21 protein-coding genes are annotated in these 21,181 nt (G+C 71.9%); 11 read left to right on the plus strand and 10 right to left on the minus strand.

What is annotated here, in order from left to right; all coding sequences use genetic code 11:
- The first annotated feature begins 3 nt into the window (after positions 1-3).
- Together AWQ68_RS11785 and AWQ68_RS11790 are read left to right on the plus strand one after the other, a co-directional pair.
- Positions 4-462, plus strand: coding sequence for a hypothetical protein (locus AWQ68_RS11785; RefSeq protein WP_245655871.1), 459 nt, complete (start codon positions 4-6; stop codon positions 460-462).
- 123 nt (positions 463-585) lie between these two features.
- Positions 586-1,005 carry a hypothetical protein gene (locus AWQ68_RS11790; protein WP_066939067.1) on the plus strand — a complete coding sequence of 140 codons (420 nt, stop codon included), beginning with the start codon at positions 586-588 and terminating at the stop codon, positions 1,003-1,005.
- Positions 1,006-1,015: 10 nt separating this feature from the next.
- On the opposite strand, the gene AWQ68_RS11795 is transcribed toward AWQ68_RS11790, so the two are convergent.
- Positions 1,016-2,503, minus strand: coding sequence for a carboxyl transferase domain-containing protein (locus AWQ68_RS11795; protein ID WP_066939070.1), 1,488 nt, complete (start codon positions 2,501-2,503; stop codon positions 1,016-1,018).
- Positions 2,500-3,756 carry a CaiB/BaiF CoA transferase family protein gene (locus AWQ68_RS11800; RefSeq protein ID WP_066939072.1) on the minus strand — a complete coding sequence of 419 codons (1,257 nt, stop codon included), beginning with the start codon at positions 3,754-3,756 and terminating at the stop codon, positions 2,500-2,502. The genes AWQ68_RS11795 and AWQ68_RS11800 overlap by 4 nt, the downstream gene beginning before the upstream one ends.
- Positions 3,757-4,039: 283 nt before the next feature.
- Between AWQ68_RS11800 and AWQ68_RS42285 the strand changes: the two genes are divergently transcribed.
- On the plus strand, positions 4,040-4,513 hold the full coding sequence (locus AWQ68_RS42285) for a hypothetical protein (protein WP_157545171.1): 474 nt from the start codon (positions 4,040-4,042) through the stop codon (positions 4,511-4,513).
- A gap of 52 nt (positions 4,514-4,565) precedes the next feature.
- Here the strand turns inward: AWQ68_RS42285 and AWQ68_RS11810 are convergent, their stop codons facing one another.
- The 3 genes from AWQ68_RS11810 to AWQ68_RS11820 form a co-directional block, all read right to left on the minus strand.
- Positions 4,566-6,461 (minus strand): hydantoinase B/oxoprolinase family protein, encoded by a 1,896-nt coding sequence (locus AWQ68_RS11810; RefSeq protein ID WP_066939079.1) that lies wholly within the window; start codon positions 6,459-6,461, stop codon positions 4,566-4,568.
- A 20-nt stretch (positions 6,462-6,481) separates the two neighbouring features.
- Entirely contained in the window at positions 6,482-8,530 is a 2,049-nt protein-coding gene (locus tag AWQ68_RS11815; protein ID WP_066939082.1) for a hydantoinase/oxoprolinase family protein, read from the minus strand.
- Positions 8,531-8,660: 130 nt separating this feature from the next.
- Complete coding sequence (locus AWQ68_RS11820; RefSeq protein ID WP_066939084.1) at positions 8,661-9,080, minus strand: hypothetical protein; 420 nt, start codon at positions 9,078-9,080, stop codon at positions 8,661-8,663.
- A 206-nt stretch (positions 9,081-9,286) separates the two neighbouring features.
- On the opposite strand from AWQ68_RS11820, the gene AWQ68_RS11825 reads away from it, so the two are divergent.
- Positions 9,287-10,117, plus strand: coding sequence for a hypothetical protein (locus AWQ68_RS11825; protein ID WP_066939089.1), 831 nt, complete (start codon positions 9,287-9,289; stop codon positions 10,115-10,117).
- A 110-nt stretch (positions 10,118-10,227) separates the two neighbouring features.
- Entirely contained in the window at positions 10,228-10,932 is a 705-nt protein-coding gene (locus AWQ68_RS11830; protein WP_245655872.1) for a thymidine kinase, read from the plus strand.
- A gap of 181 nt (positions 10,933-11,113) precedes the next feature.
- Here AWQ68_RS11830 and AWQ68_RS11835 read toward each other — a convergent pair whose 3' ends face one another.
- Together AWQ68_RS11835 and AWQ68_RS11840 are read right to left on the minus strand one after the other, a co-directional pair.
- Positions 11,114-11,803 carry a DsbA family oxidoreductase gene (locus AWQ68_RS11835; RefSeq protein WP_084463888.1) on the minus strand — a complete coding sequence of 230 codons (690 nt, stop codon included), beginning with the start codon at positions 11,801-11,803 and terminating at the stop codon, positions 11,114-11,116.
- A 20-nt stretch (positions 11,804-11,823) separates the two neighbouring features.
- Entirely contained in the window at positions 11,824-12,558 is a 735-nt protein-coding gene (locus tag AWQ68_RS11840; protein ID WP_066939097.1) for an SRPBCC family protein, read from the minus strand.
- A gap of 267 nt (positions 12,559-12,825) precedes the next feature.
- Here AWQ68_RS11840 and AWQ68_RS11845 point away from each other — a divergent pair, with 267 nt between their 5' ends.
- The 6 genes from AWQ68_RS11845 (at position 12,826) to AWQ68_RS11870 (ending at position 17,380) form a co-directional block, all read left to right on the plus strand.
- Entirely contained in the window at positions 12,826-13,689 is an 864-nt protein-coding gene (locus tag AWQ68_RS11845; protein ID WP_245655873.1) for a polysaccharide deacetylase family protein, read from the plus strand.
- Between the two features lie 402 nt (positions 13,690-14,091).
- On the plus strand, positions 14,092-15,576 hold the full coding sequence (locus AWQ68_RS11850) for a cytochrome ubiquinol oxidase subunit I (RefSeq protein ID WP_066939100.1): 1,485 nt from the start codon (positions 14,092-14,094) through the stop codon (positions 15,574-15,576).
- An 11-nt stretch (positions 15,577-15,587) separates the two neighbouring features.
- Complete coding sequence (cydB, locus tag AWQ68_RS11855; protein WP_066939104.1) at positions 15,588-16,529, plus strand: cytochrome d ubiquinol oxidase subunit II; 942 nt, start codon at positions 15,588-15,590, stop codon at positions 16,527-16,529.
- A gap of 94 nt (positions 16,530-16,623) precedes the next feature.
- The gene (locus AWQ68_RS11860; RefSeq protein WP_066939107.1) at positions 16,624-16,866 is read left to right on the plus strand and encodes a DUF6364 family protein; all 243 of its coding nucleotides are present in this window, start codon (positions 16,624-16,626) and stop codon (positions 16,864-16,866) included.
- Positions 16,863-17,141, plus strand: coding sequence for a hypothetical protein (locus AWQ68_RS11865; protein ID WP_066939110.1), 279 nt, complete (start codon positions 16,863-16,865; stop codon positions 17,139-17,141). The genes AWQ68_RS11860 and AWQ68_RS11865 overlap by 4 nt, the downstream gene beginning before the upstream one ends.
- 17 nt (positions 17,142-17,158) lie before the next feature.
- Positions 17,159-17,380, plus strand: coding sequence for a hypothetical protein (locus tag AWQ68_RS11870; protein ID WP_084463889.1), 222 nt, complete (start codon positions 17,159-17,161; stop codon positions 17,378-17,380).
- 18 nt (positions 17,381-17,398) lie between these two features.
- Here AWQ68_RS11870 and cutA read toward each other — a convergent pair whose 3' ends face one another.
- From cutA to AWQ68_RS11885, 3 genes are read right to left on the minus strand one after another with little or no spacing between them, the layout of a single operon-like run.
- On the minus strand, positions 17,399-19,789 hold the full coding sequence (gene cutA / locus AWQ68_RS11875; protein WP_066939117.1) for an aerobic carbon-monoxide dehydrogenase large subunit: 2,391 nt from the start codon (positions 19,787-19,789) through the stop codon (positions 17,399-17,401).
- The gene (locus tag AWQ68_RS11880; protein ID WP_066939120.1) at positions 19,786-20,307 is read right to left on the minus strand and encodes a (2Fe-2S)-binding protein; all 522 of its coding nucleotides are present in this window, start codon (positions 20,305-20,307) and stop codon (positions 19,786-19,788) included. Before AWQ68_RS11880 ends, cutA begins: the two co-directional genes overlap by 4 nt.
- Positions 20,300-21,181: an FAD binding domain-containing protein gene (locus AWQ68_RS11885; RefSeq protein WP_066939123.1), complete on the minus strand. Its 882-nt coding sequence runs from the start codon at positions 21,179-21,181 to the stop codon at positions 20,300-20,302. The genes AWQ68_RS11880 and AWQ68_RS11885 overlap by 8 nt, the downstream gene beginning before the upstream one ends.

Consider the following 21,181-nt stretch of genomic DNA (forward strand, 5'->3'; position numbering starts at 1 on the left):
GTCATGACCGAGCCGGGACCCAGGACGCCGATGCAGAAGGTGATCCCGCCGCGGCTGCTCGTGCCGTATCTGTCGGGAAAGCGGACGATCATCTCGGGATACGTGTACCGCGTGCGGGACTGCGACCGGTTCACCACGCCGGCGGCTCTCGTCGGCGCCCTGGACCTGCAGTTCGAGGGGTCCGACCTGGTGCCGGGGGTGCCCGAGCTGTACATCATGCGCTGGCCGGCGCGCGACACCGACAGCTACGTCGTCCCGTACGGCCCGCACACCGGCGGGGACTGGAACGATGCACCGCCGTTCGCCGGCAACGGATACACCACGTCACAGGACAGCGCGGTGCCCCAGTTCCACACGATGCCGATGCCGATCCCCGCCGGGGCCGAGATCATCCACCTGACCAGGAGCGGGGAGCGGCTCTTCGCCCGGTATGACGGCCTGTCCTGGCGACCCGCCGCGTGACCGGCCCCATGACGGGCCCTATGACGGGCACTGTGGCGGGCACTGCGCCCACGCGCGTACGGCCACGCCGGAGACGACGCACGAGAGCGACCTCCAAATCACGAGTATGGAGCGGGACGGGTCATGAGTGACATCGAGCCGGTCGGGCTGGGCTTCGTCGCCGGCCACCGCGGCCAGGCGTACGCCGCCGCCATCGGACCGGACAGCGACGACGTGGTCCTGTTCAGCGAGTCGCCGGAGGAGGGCTTCACGCAGGCCGCGGGGTACTGGCGGCGCCAGGTCACCCGCGCCGAGCTGGAGTGGCTCACCCTGCTCCGCACGGTCGGCGCGTACGGGGGCGAGCCCTGCGTGGTCCTGGACGAGGACGACACGGAGGACGTGCCCGGGCTGCACATCGCCTACGCGGGACACAGCGGCGTGCGCGCCGAGGCGCTGGGCTACTGGCTGGTGGACCACGGCGCCTACGAGGTCGTCGTGTCGCGCGACGAGGTCCAGTCCGTCCGGGTGGAGCGGATCCCCCTCCCCACGACCGGCGACCGATAGCCGGGCCCGGTCAGGTGCCCAGCGCCCGGTAGCGGGCCAGCCGCGCGGTCAACCGGTCCTCGGCGGGCCGGGCGAGCAGGCCCGCGATCTCGTATTCGAGGGCCGCGGCCACCCGGCGGCAGAACGCCTCGGGCTCGTAGGCCGCGTCCGGCCGTTCGGCCACGATCCGGTCGACGACGCCGTCCCGCTTCAGGTCGGCCGCGCGTACGCCCTGGGAGGCGGCGATCTCGGGGGCGAAGTCCACCGTCCGGTAGAGGATCGCCGAGGCGCCCTCTGGCGGCAGCGGCGACAGCCAGCCGTGCTGGGCGCAGATCACCCGGTCGGCGGGCAGGAGCGCCAGCGCCGCGCCGCCCGCGCCCTCGCCGAGCAGCAGGCAGACCGTCGGCGCGTCCAGCATGACGAGGTCGGCCAGGCAGCGGGCGATCTCGGCGGCGAGGCCGCCTTCCTCGGCCGCCTTGGACAGCGCCGCGCCCGCCGTGTCGATCACCGTGACCAGCGGAAGGCCCAGCTCGGACGCGAGGCGCATGCCGCGGCGGGCGACCCGCAGGCCGGCGGGCCCGAGTGGTCCTCCGGCCCGCAGACGCCGCCGGTCCTGCCCGAGCACGACGGCGGGGACCGTGCCGAACCGGGCGAGCGCCAGCAGCATGCCGGGGTCGTTCTCGCCGACGCCGGTGCCGTTCAGCGGCGTGACGTCGGAGGCTGCCAGTTTGAGCAGGCTGCGCACGCCGGGGCGGTCGTCGCGGCGGGAGCGCGTGATCGCCTCCCACGCCTCGGCCGCCTCGGCCCCCTCCTCCGGCTCGGGCGGGAGGGCCAGGCCCGTCCTGGGCGCGCAGAGGACGGACAGCGCCCGGATGGCGATCTCCCTCGCGTCCTCCGCGGAGACGACCGCGTCCACCAGCCCGTGGGCGTACAGGTTCTCCGACACCTGCACCCCCGACGGGAACGGGTAGCCGTGCAGGGACTCGAAGACGCGCGGGCCGAGGAACCCGATCAGCGCCCCCGGCTCGGCCGCCGTCACGTGGCCGAGCGACCCCCACGACGCGAGGACGCCGCCGGTGGTCGGATGGCGCAGGTAGACGACGTACGGCAGGCCGGCGGCGCGATGGGCGGCGACGGCCGCGGTGATCTTGGCCATCTGGGCGAAGGCGAGGGCGCCCTCCTGCATCCGGGTGCCGCCGCTGGCGGGCGCGGCGAGGAGGGGCAGCCGCTCAGCGGTGGCGCGCTCGACCGCCCGGGTCAGCCGCTCGGCCGCGGCCACCCCGATCGACCCGGCCAGGAACGAGAACTCGCAGACCGCGACGGCGACACGACGGCCGTCGAGGGCGCCCTCCCCCGTGATCACGGACTCGTCGTAGCCGGTCCGCTCGCGCGCCGCCCGGAGTTCCTCGGCGTACGGGGAGCCGGGCTCGACCGGGTCGGCGGGTGGCTGGTCCCAGGACTTCCACGAGCCGGGATCGAGCACCCGGCGGATCAGCGTCCGGGCGTCGGGCCTCGTCATCGCTCGCTCTCGGTCGCGGGTTCCGTGCCGGACGAGGTCGCGGGCGTGCTTTCGGGCGACGACGCGCCGGAGGGGCCGTGCTCGCTCTCCCGCGCGCGCAGCCAGCCGAGCACCGCGTCGTTGTCCTGGCCGAGCATGGGCGGCGCGACGTGACGGCGGGCGTGTTCCCGGCCGGACTCGGGGTCCTCGAAGCGCAGCGGCGGCCCGGGCAGCTCGATCGGGCCGAGCACGGGGTGGTCCACCTCGACGAGGAGTCCCTGCGACCTGACCTGGTCCCAGGCGTACACCTCGTCGATCGTGCGGATCGCGCCGGCCGGGACACCGAGCTCTCCCAGGGAGGCGAGCCAGTACGCCCGGTCGTGCGCGGCGAGGGCCTTCTCGAGGTCGGCGATCAGCTCGTCGCGGTGGGCGAACCGCTGGGCGTTGGTGGCGTACTTCGGCGTGTCGGGGTCGATGTCGAGCAGCACGGCGAACTTGCGCCACTGCCCGTCGTTCGCGACGGCGACCTGGATCATGCCGTCGGCGCAGCGGAAGGCGCCGTAGGGCGCGATGGAGGCGTGGTGGTTCCCGGCGGCCTTCGGGACCTGGCCGCCGACCGTCCAGGCGGTGCCATGGTAGGCGTGGACGCCGACGACCGAGGCGAGCAGCGACGTGCGCACCACCTTGCCGCGGCCCGTCCGCTCGCGTTCGTAGAGCGCCGCGACGACGCCGTACGCGCCGTGGATGCCGCCGAGCAGGTCGGCGATCGAGGCTCCGACGCGGTACGGCTCGTCCGGGGACGGTCCGGTGAGGGACATCAGGCCGGCCTCCCCCTGGGCGATCTGGTCGTATCCGGGACGGCCGCCCTCGGGGCCGTCGTGGCCGAACCCGGTGATGGACAGGACGACCAGGCGGGGGTTGAGCTCGTGCAGCCGTTCGACGGAGAAGCCGAGCCGGTCGAGGACGCCGGTGCGGAAGTTCTCGATCAGCACGTCGCTCTGCCGGACGAGCCGCTCGATGAGCTCCTTGCCGTCGGAAGCTTTCATGTCCACGGTGATGGACTGCTTGTTGCGGTTGGCCGACAGGAAGTATGTGGATATGTCGTGATCTGGGCCGACGAAGGGCGGGCCCCAGCCGCGCGACTCATCCCCGGAGGAGGGATGCTCCACCTTGATCACATGAGCGCCCAGGTCGCCGAGCATCTGACCGGCGTGCGGCCCGGCCAGCGCCCGGGACAGGTCCAGAACGACGATGCCGTCAAGTGGTCCCCGCAAATCGTCCTCCGCGTCGCGAACGGTTCCTCACGGCAAGCCTGCCAGGTCATCTCCCAGGGTGAACTGTCAGGTCTTGCCGACCACCTTCGGAATGCCCACCACTTCCGTACGACACTGCTGCGCCGAACGAATTCGACGAGTCCGAGCGGAAACCCGGCCGAAGGGTCTCAAGATCGCCGCGTGGCGTCGCCATGACCTTGTTCCCCCTGACCCGCCGATATACCGTCCGTATACGGATATATCGGATCTTCACCCCAACACATTCACCACCATTGGGGGCACAGTGATTCGACCCCTCCGCGCCGTACTCGCCACCGGCCTGACCCTCGCGGCGCTCGCCACCCCGTCGGCCGCGTCGGCGACGACATCGGCTCAGCAGGGAATCGATGTCAAGACGTCCAGAATCTCCTCCCTGCAGTTTCCCGAGACCGGGAAGGCCAGGGCACAGCTACGGAACATCACGGTGACCTGGCGCAGGGACCGCACCGAGAAGCGGACATGGGTCACCGTGTCCGCGCAGCTCCGCGACTCCGGACCCGGCGACGGACACTGCGCCCGGATGATGCTGGCGACGGAAGCCAGCATGTTCGAGCCCATCAAAAGCACGGAGACCAAGGAATGCAACGGAGTCTGGCGGACGAAGACGCTCGCCATGGCACCCGGCTTCGATGGGGTGGTCATGCTCACCCTCTACACGGCTCCCAACGTGAACAGCAGGACCTACAGGGGACTGACGAACCCCTGGCGGGGGCGGTAGACCACCGAGGGTGCCGGTCCCTCCCACGGGCCCGGCACCCCTCGGCGCCGGATCAGACGGTGTCGACCTCGGCGTACGGGAGACCACCGGACAGGGTGGGGTACCCGGGGCCGCGGTCGAAGAAGGGCGACCCCTCCGGCGCCGCGGCCCGGAGGGTCGCGCGCAGCTCGGCCGTCTCCTCGTAGTCGACGCGGAGGTCGTCGCGGAGGTCGTCGCGGAGGTCGTCGCGGAGGCCGTCGCGGAGGCCGTGCAGGACGACGCCATAGTCCTCCCGCGCCGCCTCAGGGGAGACCTTGCCGTCGCGCACGTCGGCGGCGACCGCCTCCGGGGCGCGGTTGTACGGCGAGCCCCACCCGCCGCCGCCCGTGGTGCGCACCCGGACGATCTCACCCGCGCGCACCGGGAAGTCGTCGACCAGGCCCTCCATCGGCACGCCGTTCACGGTGACGACGAACGGCCGGCCGGCGCGGCCTCCGTTGACGCCCCAGCAGGACAGGATGGACCGGTCGGCGATCGACATGAAGGACGCGTCGCGCAGCATCCGGATGTGCTTGTCGTAGCCCAGGCCGCCCCGGTACTCCCCCGGCCCGCCGCTGTCGACGGCCAGCCCGAGCCGCTCCACGCGGAACGGCCAGCGCGCCTCGGCGAACTCCACGGGGATGTTGCGCGAGTCGGGCACGACGTGGATCGTGTCCTCCCCGTCGGCGTACCAGCGGCCGCCGGAGCCGCCGCCGAGGACCTCCCGCATCAGGTACGGCCCGTCGTCGGAGTCGCCGTAGACGCCGGTGTACCTGATCGTCTCCTGGTCGGCGGGCATCCGGCCGCCGGTCGCCTTGGCCAGCACCCCCGCGAGCACGCCGAGCAGGCGCAGGATCACGAACGTCCGCGCGTTGGTGGGCGCGGGGAAGATCGGGGTGAGCAGGGTGCCCTTCTCCGGGAACACCATCCTGATCAGCGGGACGACGCCCTCGTTCACGTCGAGCTCCGCCATCCGCTCCGGGGTGTCGGCGAGGTTGCGCAGGATCGGCGCGAGCCACTTCTTGAGGAAGACGCCGTCCGCGTAGTCGCCCGCATGGTTGATCGGCCCCTTGGCCTGGGGCGACGTCCCGGTGAAGTCGATCGTCAGCGGGACCTCGGCGGAGTGGTCGACGGTGAGCGTGATGCGCTGGGTGTGCAGCCGGGGCTCGTCCACGCCGTCGTGCTCGGCGTAGTCCTCCCAGACGTGGACGCCCTCCGGGATCTTCGTCAGCAGCTCGCGGCGGAACGTCTCGGTCGTCTTCGTGATGATCGCGTCGAAGCACGCCTCGACGGCGGCCCGGCCGTACCGGTCGAACAGCTCGCCGAGTCTGCGGGCGCCCATGAGGCAGGCGGAGCACTCGGCGTCGAGGTCGCCCGCGAGCGAGTCCGGCATCCGCGAGTTGCGCGTCATGATCGTCAGCGCGGCGCGGTTGGGCACGCCCTGGTCCCAGAGCTTGATCGGCGGGACCATCAGGCCCTCCTCGAAGGCGCTGCGCGCGTGCGACGGCATCGAGCCGGGGACGGCCCCGCCGATGTCGTCGTGGTGGCCGAACGCCTGCACGAAGGCCACCACCTCGCCCTCGTGGAACACCGGGACGGTCACGCACAGGTCGGGGAGGTGCCCGATCCCGCCCTCGGACAGGTAGACGTCGTTGTGGAAGAAGACGTCGCCGGGCTTCATCGTCTCCAGCGGGAAGTCCCGCACGACTGGCTGGACCAGCGCCGAGTACGACCGGCCGGTCAGCTTGCGCAGCCGTACGTCGTGGATGCCGGCGCGGAAGTCGTGCGCGTCGCGGATCATCGGCGAGCGGGCGGTCCGCGCGATGGCGGTCTCGACCTCCTTCTCGACCGAGGCGAGCGTCCCCTCCACGATCTCCACGAGCACCGGGTCCGCCGGGGCCGTCCTCAGGGGCGCCTTCGGGGAAGTCATCGGCTCGTTCCTCCGCTCGCTCATCGGTCGCTCACCACGATCAGGTTTCCGTGGTCGTCCACGGTGGCGGTGAAGCCGGGGTGGACGGGCAGGGTCGAGCCGTACTCCTCGACGACGGCCGGGCCCCTGACGACGGCCCCCGCGCCGAGGTCGGCGCGGCGGTAGATCACGGTGCGCCCCCACGTCTCGTAGAACACCTCGCGGGTCCCCACCGGGCTCGCCTCGCCCACCTGGGCCGGCACGCGGGCGAGCGCGGGCCGCGTGATCGGGCCGATGCCGGAGACGCGCAGGTTGACCCATTCGACGGCGTGCCGCGGATCGTCGCGGTAGCCGTACCCGTAGAGCTTCTCGTGCTCGGCGTGGAAGCGCTCGACCACGGCCGCGCACCAGGCGTCGTCGAACGCGCCGCCGGGCGCGGGCACCCGGACCTCGTACGCCTGGCCGTAGTAGCGGAGGTCGGCGCTGCGGGCGTACACGTGCTCGGCGAACCCCTCACGGTCGAGCGCGTCCGCCGCCTGGGCCTCCAGCTCGGCGTAGATCCCGGCGAGCGCCTCCGGGGCGGGCGCGCGGGAGACGTGCGTGCGGACGTAGTCGTTCTTGACGTCCACGGTGAGCAGCCCGAACGCGGAGACGTTGCCCGGGTTGGGCGGCACGATCGCGGCGGGCAGCCCGAGGATGTCGATCAGGCGGCAGGCCAGCAGCGGGCCGGACCCGCCGAAGGCGACCATCGGGAAGTCGCGCACGTCCAGCCCGCGCTTGACCGTGATCTGCCTGATGGCGTTGGACTGGTTGAAGGCGCTGATCTCCAGGATGCCGGTGGCGCAGCGCTCCGGCGTCAGCCCGAGCTTGCCGGCCAGGGCCTCGATGCCCGCCCTGGCCGCCGCCACGTCGAGGGGGATCTCGCCGCCGAGCAGGTGCGGGGGCACGCGGCCGAGGAAGACATGGGCGTCGGTGACGGTCACCTCGGTGCCGCCCCGGCCGTAGCAGAGCGGCCCCGGGTCGGCCCCCGCCGACTTCGGCCCGACCTTCAGCGTCCCCTCCGGGGAGATCCACGCGATCGACCCGCCGCCCGCGCCCACGGTGACGATGTCGATCATCGGGATCTTGCAGGGGTAGCGGCCGATGCTCCCCTCCGTGGTCAGGGACGGCTCGCCCTCGACGACCACGGCGACGTCGGTGGAGGTGCCGCCGCCGTCCAGGGTGATCACGCTGGGACGGCTCGCCGTACCGGCGATCAGTGCGGCGCCGAGCGCGCCCGCCGCGGGGCCGGATAGGACGGTGGTGATGGGCTGGTGGACCACCTCGGCGGCCGACAGCACGCCGCCGTTGCTCTTCATGACCGAGAACGGCCGGCCGAGCCGGTCGGACAGGTTCTGGATGTACCGGCGCATGACCGGCTTGACCGCGGCGTCGACCAGCGTGGTCACCGACCGCTCGTACTCCCGGTACTCGCGCAGGACCTCGCTCGACAGGGACACGACCGCCTCGGGGTGCTCGCGGGCCAGCACGTCCCTCATCCGCAGCTCGTGGACCGGGTCGGCGTACGAGTGGAGGAAGCAGACGCCGATCGCGGTGACGCCGTGGTCGCGGAACCAGCGCGCCGCCGCCACCGCCTCGTCCTCGTCGAACGGACGGACCTCCCGGCCGAGGTGGTCGAGCCGGCCGCCCACCGTCTTGACCCGGTGCACCGGGACGATCCTGGGCGGTTTCACCCAGAAGTAGGAGTTGCCGTACCCGTCGGGCACGCTCTGCCGCGCGATCTCCAGCAGGAACTCGAAGCCCTCGGTGGTGACGAACCCGAGGTGAGCGGTGCCGTCGGCGCGGTCCTCGAGGAGTTGGTTGGTCGCGACGGTGGTGCCGTGGACGATGCCGGAGACACCGTCCAGCCCACCCTCCGGGGAATCGGCGTGCAGCTCCAGCACTTTGTGAACCCCTGCCATGAAACCGTCGGCGGGGTTGGCGGGAGTCGAGGGAGTCTTGGTCGTGACGATCGTGCCGGTGTGCTCGTCGACCAGAACCACGTCGGTGAACGTGCCCCCGGTGTCGACCCCGATGCGGACGCTAGGCATGTTCCAGTGTCTACAGACCACCGCCGACGGCGGGAACCGGCGCACTCTGCCGAATAATCCGCCGAATAATCGGCGAATCCTCGTCACCCGCCGGCCGCCCGGGGCCGACCGGGCGGCCGTCAGAACAGGATCAGGAACGCGCCTTGGGCGGGCGCGGCCAGCGCGTCACGGCCGTGCCGCCGGGAGCGCGCCCCATGATCTCCTCGATGTGCTGCGGACCGACGTACGACGCCATCCGCATGGCGCGCTCGTTGACCCGGCGCAGCTCGGCCTCGACCTTGGCCTTTCCCGACTGGCCGCTCTGCACGCCGAAGTACGCGCCGGTGAGCGTGCCCACGACTCCGGCGAGCCCGGCGAAGAGGGTGCTGGCCTGACCCGTGCTCACCACGGCGACGCTGAAGCCGACCAGGGTGACCACGAGACCGGTGAGGACGACGTAGAACCCGTACCGCCAGCGGTCGGCGTCCGCCTCGGCCGCGGCCGTGTCATCGGCGAGCATCATCGCCTCCAGCGGCGTCGACGTCTCCGGCTGCTCCTCTGGCGTGGTCATCGCACCTCCCATGATTCCGATGAAGAGGAATGTCCCATGTTGTAGACGATCACGCCAACCGCACTGCCCCATCGCACACGGGATATCTCGTCCGCGTTGATCCCACCCTCTAAGATCACCGCGCAGGAACGCCCTGTACGGCGACGCAGGCCCGCTCCCCCTGCCGCACTCGCCGGGCGGGACGAGGGCCAGAGGGGACGGGCGACATGGACGGCGACGCGACCGGGGCGGCCGGACGGCCCCGGGTGCCGAGGTGCGGGACGAGGCCGCGAACAATCCGGCCGCGCGTCACGGCACTGCTCGCGGTGGCGCTCGCTCTCACCGGCTGCACGAGCGCGGCGGGCACGGCGAAACCGGGAGTCGCGGCCCCCGCGACGAGCCCGTCGACCGGAGGTAGGCAGGCGATCCCGGACCTCGCCACCACCCCGGGACGGCCGGTCCCCTCCACCGAGCCGACCGGCGGCTCGCTCGACCCGTCCCTCATCAGGACGTACAGCGACTACGACCCGGCCCCGTCGCCCGAGGCCCTGGCGGGCAGGACGGCGATCGTCGCCGGAGGCGTCGTGGACGGATGGCAGCGGGGACCCACCCTCGGCGTCCTCCCGGGCGACCCGCCCGTCCCCTACGTCCTGATGAGGGTGCGCATCACGCACCCGCTGAAAGGCGTGCGGACCACTCCGTCACTCAGCGGCGGAATGATGTTCATCGAGTTCGACCGGGCACACGAGGAATCGGTCGCGGACTTCGCGAAGAGGATCCCGGCGGGCGTCCGGGTGCTCGTGTTCGGCGAGGAGAGGCCGCCGTACGAGATGGGGGTCCGCTCGCCCGGCCACCCCCTGCCCGACGGCGCCAAGGTCATGGGCGTCCACCCGCAGGGCCTCGTGCTGGAAGATCCGGGGCTCATGCGCCAGGGAGCCGAACGCACCCTCGTCGGGGGGCGAGAGCCGCTCACCGGCGGGAGCCGGGCGGCCTGGCTCGAACCCGAGACGATGGACCAGATGATCGACCGGCTCCGGCGGTTCGGATTCTCCGACTGATCGCGCCGTCGGGCCTGCCCACTCGTCCGGTCGCGGTTCCCGTACGGCGAGGCCGGTGGCCTGGGCGGGACCGGCGTCTGTCGGGAGCGTTACCAGTAAGCTGACGCCCCGTGACTGATCTGTCTGCCTTGTCTTCTTCGCCCACGCAGGGGGGCCGGGACGCCGTGCTCAAGTTCTTCTACGGTCCCATGGACTGCGGGAAGTCCACCCTGGCCCTGCAGATGAACTACAACCACCGCAGGCAGGGCAGGCGCGGCATCGTGCTGACCAAGCACGACCGCTCGGGCGGGCCCCGGATCACCAGCCGGATCGGCATCGACAACGAGGCCGTCGAGGTCGTGGACGGCCTCAACCTGGTCGAGCTGGTCTGCGCGTACGACCGCATCGACTACCTGATCTGCGACGAGGCGTGCTTCTACAACGTGGAGCAGATCGAGCAGCTCGCCGACCTCGTGGACGACCACGGCATAGACGTCTACGCCTTCGGACTGGCGTCCGACTTCAGGTCGCAGATGTTCCCGGCCGCGCAGCGGCTGTTCGAGCTGGCCGACGAGGTCGCCCGGCTGCAGGTGGAGGTCCTGTGCTGGTGCGGCCGTCCCGGCCGGTTGAACGCCCGGATCGTGGGCGGCGTGATGGCCAGGACGGGCGAGCAGGTCGTCATCGCCGACACCGGCTCGGCGGCCCCGGCGGGCTCCGCCGAGCCCGACGGCGAGGTGGGCGTGCACTACCGGGTGCTGTGCCGCCGTCACCACCGCAACGGCGACCTCGGCGACGAGGCCGCGTCGTCCAGTCCCCTGGAACCCGCCCACGCCTGACCGGGCGGCGCCGCCGCTCGGAGGTGCGCTCGTTGCGCACGGCGGCCGATCGTAGACGCGCCGCGTCTCGGTGATGGCCTGCTCGCTCAACCGCCCCTGCCTGCCGAGGGCGATGGCGCCGGCCCCCGGAGGGGATCCGCCCCTCCGGAAACCGGAGCCGCTCCGGACGACAGGAGCCAGGTCAGACCGCGCAGTAGCCGTCGTCGCAGCCGTCGCCGTCGCTCTGGGCGGAGGCGACCGCCGTACGGGCGCGGACCTCCTGGAGGGCGGCGACCAGCGTCTCGACCGGCTGCGCGCCCGACACGGCGAACTGCCCCTCGAACAGGAACAGCGGAACGCCGCTGATGCCCAGGTCGCGGGCTCTGGCCAGCTCGGCGCGGACCTCCTCGGCTCCCTCACCGGTGTCGGTGACGCCGAGCTCGGCCGCGAGCTTCGCCAGCGTCTCGGGATCGCCGACGTCGAGACCCTCCTGGAAGTACGCGCGGAAGAGACGCTCGACCGCCTCCGCACCGCGTCCCGCGCGCCGCGCCAGCCAGATCAGCCGGTGGGCCTCGAAGGTGTTGGCCTGGACCGCCCGCTCGAAGTCGAACTCCAGCCCGTCCTCCGCCGCCGCCTGCGCCACCCTCTGCGTGATCTGCGCGACCTGGGCGGGTCCGCCGAACTTGCGTGCCAGTTCGCCCAGCAGCGGCTCCTTCCGCGAGACCGCGTCCGGGGCGAGCTGGAACGGCCGGTGGACCACCTCGACGTCCCCGTCGAAGAGCTCCACGGCCTTGGCGAGCCGGACATGGCCGATGTAGCACCACGGGCAGGCGACGTCGGAGAAAATCTCAATCTTCACGATCTGCTCTAACCGGCCGCGAAACGGGACCATTCCCCATCTCAGGCCGGAGGTCAGCGCCGCTGGCGTCCGAGGACCCACCCGATGACCGCGCTGCCGAGCGCGACCCCGGCGCCCATGCCGAACGCGGCGAGCATCGTCCACGGCGGCACGCCCGCGCGCTGCGGCCGGCCGGCGACCGCCGCCTCCCGGGTGAACACCCGCCCCACCTCCGGCTGGTACGGCACAGCCGGTGTGGCGCCGACGTCCGCTCCGGCCTCCGTCCCTGCCCGGTCTCCGGCCACGGCCGCGCCGGTCGCCGCACCCACCGCGACCGGCGCCACCGGCACCGCGAGGGCGGCGGCGGCCCGTCCGGACAGGAGGTGCTCCTCGACGGCGGTGAAGAACTCGCCCGCGGTCTTCTTCGCGACCGAGCCGAGCATCCGCTGGCCGACTCCGCCGATCATGCCGCCGACGACGGCCTCGGCGTCGTAGTCGATCCGGGTGCCTCCCTCGACCTCGCTGAGGCTGATGCGCACGGTGGCGTCGACGGTGCCGGGCGCTCCCTGCCCCCGGGCCCGCAGGACGAACCGCTCCGGCTCCTGCGGGTCGGAGAGCGCGACCTCGCCCTGGTAGATCCCCTTGATGGAGGCCACCCCGGCGTTCACGGTCATCTTGTAGACGTCGTCGCCGACGGCCTCCAGCCGCTCACATCCGGGGATCGTGCACACCAGGACGCCCGGATCCCGCAGCGCGGTCCAGACGCGGCCCCGCTCCACACCGAGCATGGCGCTACCCGTGATCTTCACACCATCACCTCTTCCGGCACCCTTCTGGCTCGGAGACTAGGGACTCTCCGACAGCGCGGATAAGGGCAACATCTGCCCACACCCATGATCGGCCCTCGGCAGGTCTCTCCGCGCCGCACGCGCCGCGCCTCCAGGGTGCCCCGTTTCACACAGCGGACGTCGCGCCGCTTTCCCGCAGGTCAGGGCGGGACGGGCGCACCGATCACCCCTGTATGGGAGGTATCGACAAGACGCGCCGGATGTCCGGTTGGACCAAGATTGTTGGTCATGAAGGGCAACCGACGTCTGACAGGCGTGCTGATGGGACTGATTCTGGCCGCGGGATGCGCGGAGGGCGGCGCCACCCAGGCGGAGCCGGCGGCCACGGCGACGTCGCGCTCCTCCTCCCCCGGCGGCGCGCGTTCCGCGCCCGCCGCGTCGCCGACCCCTCGCGCCGCGCTGCCCCGGCCCGGCGAGGTCGGGCGGATCCCCATGCCGGCGAACGGCGTGCCGGTGATCAGCATGATCCCGACCAAGCGGAAGGTCGTCTTCCTGACGATCGACGACGGCTGGGAGCAGGACCCCGGCTTCCTCAAGCAGGTGCGCGACGAGGGGATCCCGATCACCGTGTTCGCCATGCGCGACGCGGTCGAGGCGAAGGGATCGCCGGACGCCGCGTCCGGCGGCGGCCGGTACGTGGGCGCGGGCCAGTGGGACTACTTCCGGAACCTGCGCGACGCCGGCGCGCCGATCGAGAACCACACGTTCACCCACCCCAACCTCTGGACCCTCGGCTACGACCGGCAGAAGGCGGAGATCTGCGGGATGTCCACCCTCATCCGCAAGGAGACCGGCCGCCGGCCGACCCTGTTCCGGCCGCCGTTCGGCAACCACAACGCGGCGACCTCCCGGGCGGCCACGGAGTGCGGCATCAAGGCGATCATGATGTGGAGCGCGACCGTGCAGCCCGAGGGCAAGATCGCGTACCAGGTGCCGGACAAGCAGCTCCGGCCGGGCGACATCCTGCTGCTGCACTTCCGGCCGAACCTGTCCCGGGACTTCCGGATCCTGGTCAACAAGATCAAGCGCCGCGGGTTCGAGCTGGGCGATCTGCACGCGTACCTGAAGGCCGGAGGCGTGCCCGTCTCCTGACCCACCCTGCCGCGCAAACCGATCCGGCGCGCGCGGGTTCCCTACCCGCTCGGGACGATCCAGGACAGTCCCGACCTCCCGGGAGCCGATGTCCCTCGCGCGGCGTACCGGGTAATCAGCCCAGCGGCGGACGCCGTTTTCCGGCGAAGTGTCCATTATCGGAACCGGGCGTCACAGGAGACGTTCCCGGAGACTCAGGTCGGCGGTCCCTTCATCCGGGGACCGCCCGGCCTGCATTCTCCTGGAGACGGGACGCGTACCGCGAACGAGGATCATGGGGGCATCGATCCTCGAATGTGACAAAGATCTCGCGGTGCAGTCATCCCACCAATTGCTCTACAAGTTGTAGTACTACTTGAAGTAGAACTACGACGTGTAGAGCTCGGCACCCGCGAGGGGGACATGGACGCGCTTGACCTGGCACGGTGGCAGTTCGGGGTGACCACCGTGTACCACTTTCTGTTCGTACCCCTGACGATCGGCCTCGGGGTCTTCGTCGCCGGTCTGCAGACGGCCTGGCACCGCACCGGCAAGGACCACTACCTCACGCTGACAAAGTTCTTCGGCAAGCTGTTCCTGATCAACTTCGCCATGGGCGTGGTCACCGGCATCGTGCAGGAGTTCCAGTTCGGCATGAACTGGAGCGAGTACTCGACCTTCGTCGGGGACGTGTTCGGAGCGCCCCTCGCGCTGGAGGCGCTGCTCGCCTTCTTCATGGAGTCGACCTTCCTCGGCCTGTGGATCTTCGGCTGGGACCGGCTCCCGAAGCGGCTGCACCTGGCCGCCATCTGGGCCGCGGCCATCGGGTCCAACATCTCGGCCTACTTCATCCTGGCCGCCAACGCCTGGATGAAGCACCCGGTCGGCTACGAGGTGGTGAACGGCCGGGCCAGGATGACCGACCTGTGGGCCGTGCTCACCAACCCCACCGCACTCGCCCAGATCCCCCACGTCGCCGCCGCCGCCTTCGTCGTGGCGGGCGGCTTCATCCTGGCGGTCAGCGGCTACCGCATCCTGCGCGAGCGCGGCGTCACCATCACCGGCAGGCGAACCGCTGCCGGCGGCGTGGGCGACGCCACGGTCCCGCTGCGCCGCCGTACCGACATGTGGCGGACCAGCCTGCGCGGCGCGCTCGTCATGACGGCGCTCGCCGGGGTCGTGGTCGCCGGGACCGGCGACCTGTCCGGCCAGCTCCTGCGCGAGCAGCAGCCGATGAAGCTCGCCGCGGCCGAGGGGCTGGCGCGCGACACCGCCGGCGCGGGCTTCAGCATCGTGCCCGGCGTCGAGGTGCCGGGCCTGCTCAGCCTGCTCGCCGCGCACGACCCCGGCGCCACCATCCAGGGCATCGAGGACATCCAGCAACGGTACGAGCAGCAGTTCGGCCCGGCCGACTACACCCCGAACCTGCCCGTGATCTTCTGGTCGTTCCGCGTGATGATCGGCTTCGGCATGGCGACCGTCGGGCTCTCGGTCCTCGGCCTCTGGCTCACCAGGAAGCGCCGCGGCCCCAGGCGGGGGCGGACGGCGGCGCCGGTGCCCGTGCCGTCCTGGTTCGCACGCGCCTGCGTGCTGGCGCTCCCGCTGCCCATGGCGGCGATCATCGCGGGCTGGCTGCTCAGTGAGATCGGCCGCCAGCCCTGGACCGTCCAGGGCGAGCTGCTGACCGCCGCGAGCGTCTCGCCCGGGGTCGGCCTCACCGAGGTCGCGATCTCGCTGACCCTCTTCACCGTCCTGTACGGCGTGCTCGCCCTCGCGGAGGCGGTCCTGCTGGTCCGGCACGTGAAGGCCGGGCCGGAGACGCCGCCCGCGCCGCGCGACCCCGCCGTCGCCGAGGGCTCCGACACCGACTCCGGCGCCGCGCCGCTCGCGCCGACCCTCATGTACTGAGGAGATCCACGATGACGACGTTCTGGTTCATTCTCATCGCGTTCCTCTGGACCGGTTACTTCGTGCTGGAGGGGTTCGACTTCGGTGTCGGCGCGCTGCTGCCGCTGATCTCCCGGAGCGACGCCGAGCGCCGCCAGGTCCTCGGCACGATCGGACCCGTCTGGGACGGCAACGAGGTCTGGCTGATCACGGCCATCGGGGCGATGTTCGCCGCGTTCCCCGCGTGGTACTCGGGCCTGCTCAGCACCTACTACCTGCCGATGGTCCTCATCGTGGCCGCGCTGATCGTGCGCGGCGTCGGCCTGGAGTGGCGCGGCAAGGTCCGCTCCGGACGCGAGCGCGCGCTGTGCGACGCGGGGATCGTGACCGGCAGCGTCCTCGCCGCCTTCCTGTGGGGCGCCGTCTTCGGCAACCTCCTGTACGCCACGGCGTTCGCGACCGTCCTCGGCGGCGTGCTGTCCCTGTCGGTCGCGATCCTGCACGGCGCGGTGTTCGTGACGTTGAAGACGTCGGGGGCGGTGCGCGGCCGGGCCCGCCGGGCGGCCCTGTTCACCTCGGCCGCGGCCGTCCCGGCCGGCATCGTCGCGCTGCCGTCCGTGCCCGGGTCGGCCATGGACGTCCCAAGCTGGTCCGCCTCACCCTGGCTGTGGGCCTGCGCCCTGCTCGCGATGGCGACGCTGTCGGCGGGCGTGGCACTGGTGTGGCGGCGGCGCGAGGGCTGGGCCTTCGCCGCCACGGCGCTGTCGATCGTGCTGACCGCGGCCGCGCTGTTCGGCGCCCTGTGGCCCGCTCCCCTGCCGGGGCTCACGCTGGCCGAGGCGGCGTCGGCGCCGTACACGCTGACGATGCTGACCTGGATCGGTCTGCTCGCGCTGCCCGGCGTGCTCGCGTACCAGGGCTGGACCTACTGGGTCTTCCGCAAGCGCCTCACAGTGGACATTTCCCCTCATTAGAGCAATCGGATGACCGGCAGCCATAACGCTGGATACGTTCTGGCGCATGAGATCCTTATTGAGAGACGCCATACCCGGAACCCATACTGACGATATGGAGCGGACGAGGAAGATCACGTTGTCGGTCGAGGAGACCGTGGTGGAGCAGGCGCGCGCCGCCGCCGAGCGGGAGGGGGTCTCCCTCTCGGCTTGGGTGACCCGGACGATGCGACGTGAGGCGCTCATCGCGGAGTCCGCCGCCGTGGTCGCCGCCGAGCCCCGCATGCGGGAGCTCATCGACGAGCATCGTGCGGCGAATCGGCGGGCCCTGTCCCGAGCGTTGGACGGCACGACGTGAGGCGTGGCGAGATCTGGCAGGCGCTCGGGGAGTACCACGTCCTGGCGGTGGGCGCCCCCGAGGTGTACGACCTGCGCGAGGACATCGCCGTGGTGCCCCTCGTCCCCGATGTCGGGTTGACCGCCGCGACCTTGCCGAAAGTGGGCGACCGCCTGGCACACTGCGCGCTGCTCTCGGTGGTCGGCAAGAAGGAGTTCACCCGCAAGACCGGAGAGGCACGGGACGCCGAGCTGCGCGACGTCACAGCAGGTCTGCGGCTCGTTCTGGGCCTCTGACGGCCGATATGAGGGTGGTGACCTTCCAGGCCGAGCCGCACGCCGAAGCCGCGCTGGCCGAACTCACAGCCGACGGTCAAGCTCCCGACGAGGTCATCCGCGACGCGATCGTGATGGCCTGGCGCCTGCGACGCGCGGAGACCGCGCGTCGCGAGGCCCTCGCCGTCGCCGACGACCCGGACGATCGCGAGGAAGCCCGAGCGATCATGCGTGACATGGAGTCGCTTCGTGCGTGGTGATGTCCAGGCGTCCCCTTCTCACCCCGCGAGCCGTAGGCGCAGGGTGTGCAGGTCGGACGGCGAGATGGGCATCCGATCGATCGGGATGCCCTCGGCGTCCTCGATCGCCGAGGCGATCACGGCGGACACGGGGATCACGCCGGCCTCGCCCGCGCCCTTGACGCCCAGCGGGTTCAGCGGCGAGGGCGTCTCCAGGTGGGCGGTCTCGATCCGCGGCACCTCGGTCGCGTAGGGCATCAGGAAGTCCATGAACGAGGCGTTCAGCAACTGGCCGTGCTCGTCGTAGACCATCTTCTCGTAGAGCGCCCCGCCCACTCCCTGGGCGACGCCGCCGTGGATCTGCCCCTCCACGATCATCGGGTTGATCAGCTTGCCGCAGTCGTGGACGACGGCGTACCTCAAAATCGTGATCTCGGCGGTCTCCGGGTCCGTCTCCACGATCGCGGCGTGCATCCCGGAGGCGAACGTGGACCTGATCGGCGAGTAGTAGTCCCGCCCCTCCAGGCCCGGCTCCTCGCCCTCGTCCACCGGCGGCCGGTCCGGCGCGGACGTCCCGGAGAACTGGGTGGCGCGCTTGGTCTCCTCGTCGAACGCGTACCGGAGCGGGTTGGACAGCACGGCCACGGTGGCGAGGGGGATCGACGCGGACGGCGTCCCGGCGACGTGGACGATCCCGTCGGTGATCTCCAGGTCGCGCGGGTCGGCCTCCAGGGCGTCCGCCGCGATGCGCAGCGCCTTCTCACGTACCTTCCGGCAGGCGAGCGCGATCGCGTTGCCGCTCATCACCGCGGCGCGGGAGGCGAAGGTCCCGACGGCGTACCCGAAGCGGCGGGTGTCGCCGGTGACGACGGACACCCGCTCGATCGGCACGCCCAGCTCGGTGGCCGCGATCTGCGCGAACACGGTCTCGTGGCCCTGCCCCTGCGAGGTCAGGCCGGTCGATACGTGGACCCGGCCGTCGGAGGTGACCTGCACGTGGCCGCCCTCGTACGGCCCGACGCCGGTGCCCTCGACGTAGCAGCCGATGCCGATGCCGATCCGGCGGCCCTCGGCCGCGGCGCGCGCCTTCATCTCGGGGAAGGAGTCCCAGCCGATCAGCTCCTTGAGCATCCGCAGCGACTCGGGGTAGTTCCCGCTGTCGTAGACGAGCGGCCGCCCGTCCTGGAAGATCAGGCCCTGGTCGTAGGGGAACTCGTCCGGCCCGATGAAGTTGGCCGCCCGGACCTCGGTCCGGTCCTTCCCGAGATACGCGGCGACACGGTCCAGCGTCCGCTCCATGCAGAAGACGCCCTGTGGGCGGCCCGCGCCCCGGTACGGCGTGACCTGCACGGTGTTGGTGTAGATCGAGGAGAACTCCACCCGGTAGGCCCCGATCTTGTACGGCCCGAGCAGCTGGGTGGAGGTGATGATCGGCACGATGATCCCGTACGGCGTGTACGCGCCGTGGTCGTGCAGGATGGTCACGTCCAGGCCGAGGACATGGCCCTCGTCGTCGAAGCCGACCCTGACGTGCTGCACCTGGGCCCGCTCGTGGGCCGAGGAGACGAAGTGCTCGCGCCGGTCCTCGGTCCACTTGACCTCGCGGCCGAGCGTCCGGGCCGCCCAGGGCACGAGGATCTCCTCCGGCCACGGGTGCACGATCTTCACGCCGAAGCCGCCGCCGACGTCGGGGGCGATCACCTCGACCTTGGGCAGCGGCAGCCCGAGCTTGGCCGCGACCGCCATCCGCACGCTGGTGGACGTCTGGGTGGAGGAGTAGACCCGCAGCGACCCGTCGTCGGCGTCCCAGCGTGCGTACACGCCGCGGCCTTCGAGGGGCATGCTCGCGCTGCGCTCGATGTCGAGCCGGAACTCCAGCCGGTTCGGCGCGGCGTCGATCGCCTCGGCCGCCGACCGGCCCTCCCGTGACGGCACCTCCTGGACCAGGTGCGCGCCGACGTTGCCGGGCACGTCCTCGTGGACGAGGTGGACGCCCTGCGCCGCCTCCTCCACGCCGACGACCGGCTTGAGGAACTCGTACTCGACCTCGATGAGCGCGCACGCGTCCTCGGCGAGGTAGCGGTCCGCGGCGACCACCATCACCACGGGCTCGCCGACGTGCCGCACGATGTCCTTGGCCAGCGGGTACGCCGTACGGCCGTGGGTGAGCGCGGGGTGCGGGATCAGCAGCGGCAGCGGCTCGGCCAGCGCGCCGGGCAGGTCCTCCCAGGTGTAGACGGCGACCAGGCCCTCCACGTCGAGCGCGGCCGACACGTCGATGTCCTTGATGCGCGCGTGCGCGTGCGGCGACCGGACGAAGGCGGCGGCCAGCGCGCCCGGCCCGAGGTCGTCCAGGTAGCGGCCCTGGCCGGTGACCAGCCGGGCGTCCTCGCGCCGCTGGACCGGCTCGCCGAAGAGCTTCGTCGTCACGCCCTGCCCTCTCGATCCCCCGGCCGGACCTGGGTCTCCGCCTGGATCTCCGCGGCCCGGTGTACGGCCTTGATGATGTTCTGGTAGCCGGTGCACCGGCACAGGTTGCCGGAGACGGCCTCCAGCGCCTCCTCCTCGGTCGGCGCCGGGTTGTCCCGCAGGAAGGCCGTCACCGTGCAGAGGAAACCGGGGGTGCAGAAGCCGCACTGCAGGCCGTGGCACTCGGTGAACGCGCGCTGCACGGGAGAGGGCTCGCCGTCCCGCGCCAGGCCCTCCACGGTGGTGATCTCGTGGCCGTCCACCGTCACCGCGAAGGTGAGACAGGACCGTACCGGCTCGCCGTCGAGCAGGACCGTGCACGCGCCGCAGACGCCGTGCTCGCAGCCCACGTGCGTACCGGTCAGCCCCAGGTCGTGGCGGAGGAAGTCGGAGAGCAGCCGCCGCGCGGGCACCGCCGCCTCCCGGACCACGCCGTTGACCACGAGGGTGACGAGATGCCGGGTGGTTTCCTCACTCATCGGCGGCCTCCGTTCCCGCGTTCCGCGCCGCGTCCTTGAGCGCGCGCACGGCCAGCACGCCCGTCAGGTGCCTCCGGTACTCGGCCGTCGCGTGGATGTCCCCGTCGGGGTCGATCCGGTCCCGTACGGCCGCCGCGACGGCGTCCCAGGGGACGGACGCGGCCGGCCGCCGGTCGCACGCGTCGGACAGGTCGATCACGACCGGCGCCGGACCGACGCTCACGCAGGCGACCCGGGCGGCGGCGATCCGCAGGTCCTCGTCGAGGGTGACCAACGCGGCCATCCCCGCCACCGCGTAGTCGCCGTGCCGCCGTGCGACCTCCTGGAACGCGGTGCCCGAGCGCGGCGGCGGCGCCGGGAAGAACGCGGACACCGCGAGCTCCCCGGGCTCGACCGCCGACTCCATCGGGCCGGTGAAGAAGTCGGCCGCCGCGACCTCCCGCTCGCCGCCGAGCCGCGCGAGCCGTACGGAGCCGCCGAGGAGGGCGAGGACGGCGGGCATCTCGGCGGACGGGTCGGCGTGGACGAGGCTGCCGACCACGGTCCCCCGGTTCCTGATCACCGGGTGCGCGACCAGGGCGAGCGCCTGGCGCAGGAGCGGCAGGACCGCCGCCGCCTCGGCCGAGCGCTCGACCGCCGCGTGCCGGGCCAGCGCCCCCACGCGCACGCCGCCGGGACGGGCGGCGATCGTGTTCAGCTCGCCGACCCGGTTGATGTCCACGAGGTGGGACGGCGCGGCCAGCCGCATGTTGAGCAGCGGGATCAGGCTCTGGCCGCCCGCCAGCACCTTGCCGTGCGGCCCGGTCTCGGCCAGGGCGGCGAGCGCCTCGTCCACCGAGACCGGGGCGTGGTACTCGAACGGAGGCGGCTTCAC

The organism is Microtetraspora fusca (assembly GCF_001570365.1).
GTDB classification, from domain to species: domain Bacteria; phylum Actinomycetota; class Actinomycetes; order Streptosporangiales; family Streptosporangiaceae; genus Microtetraspora; species Microtetraspora fusca.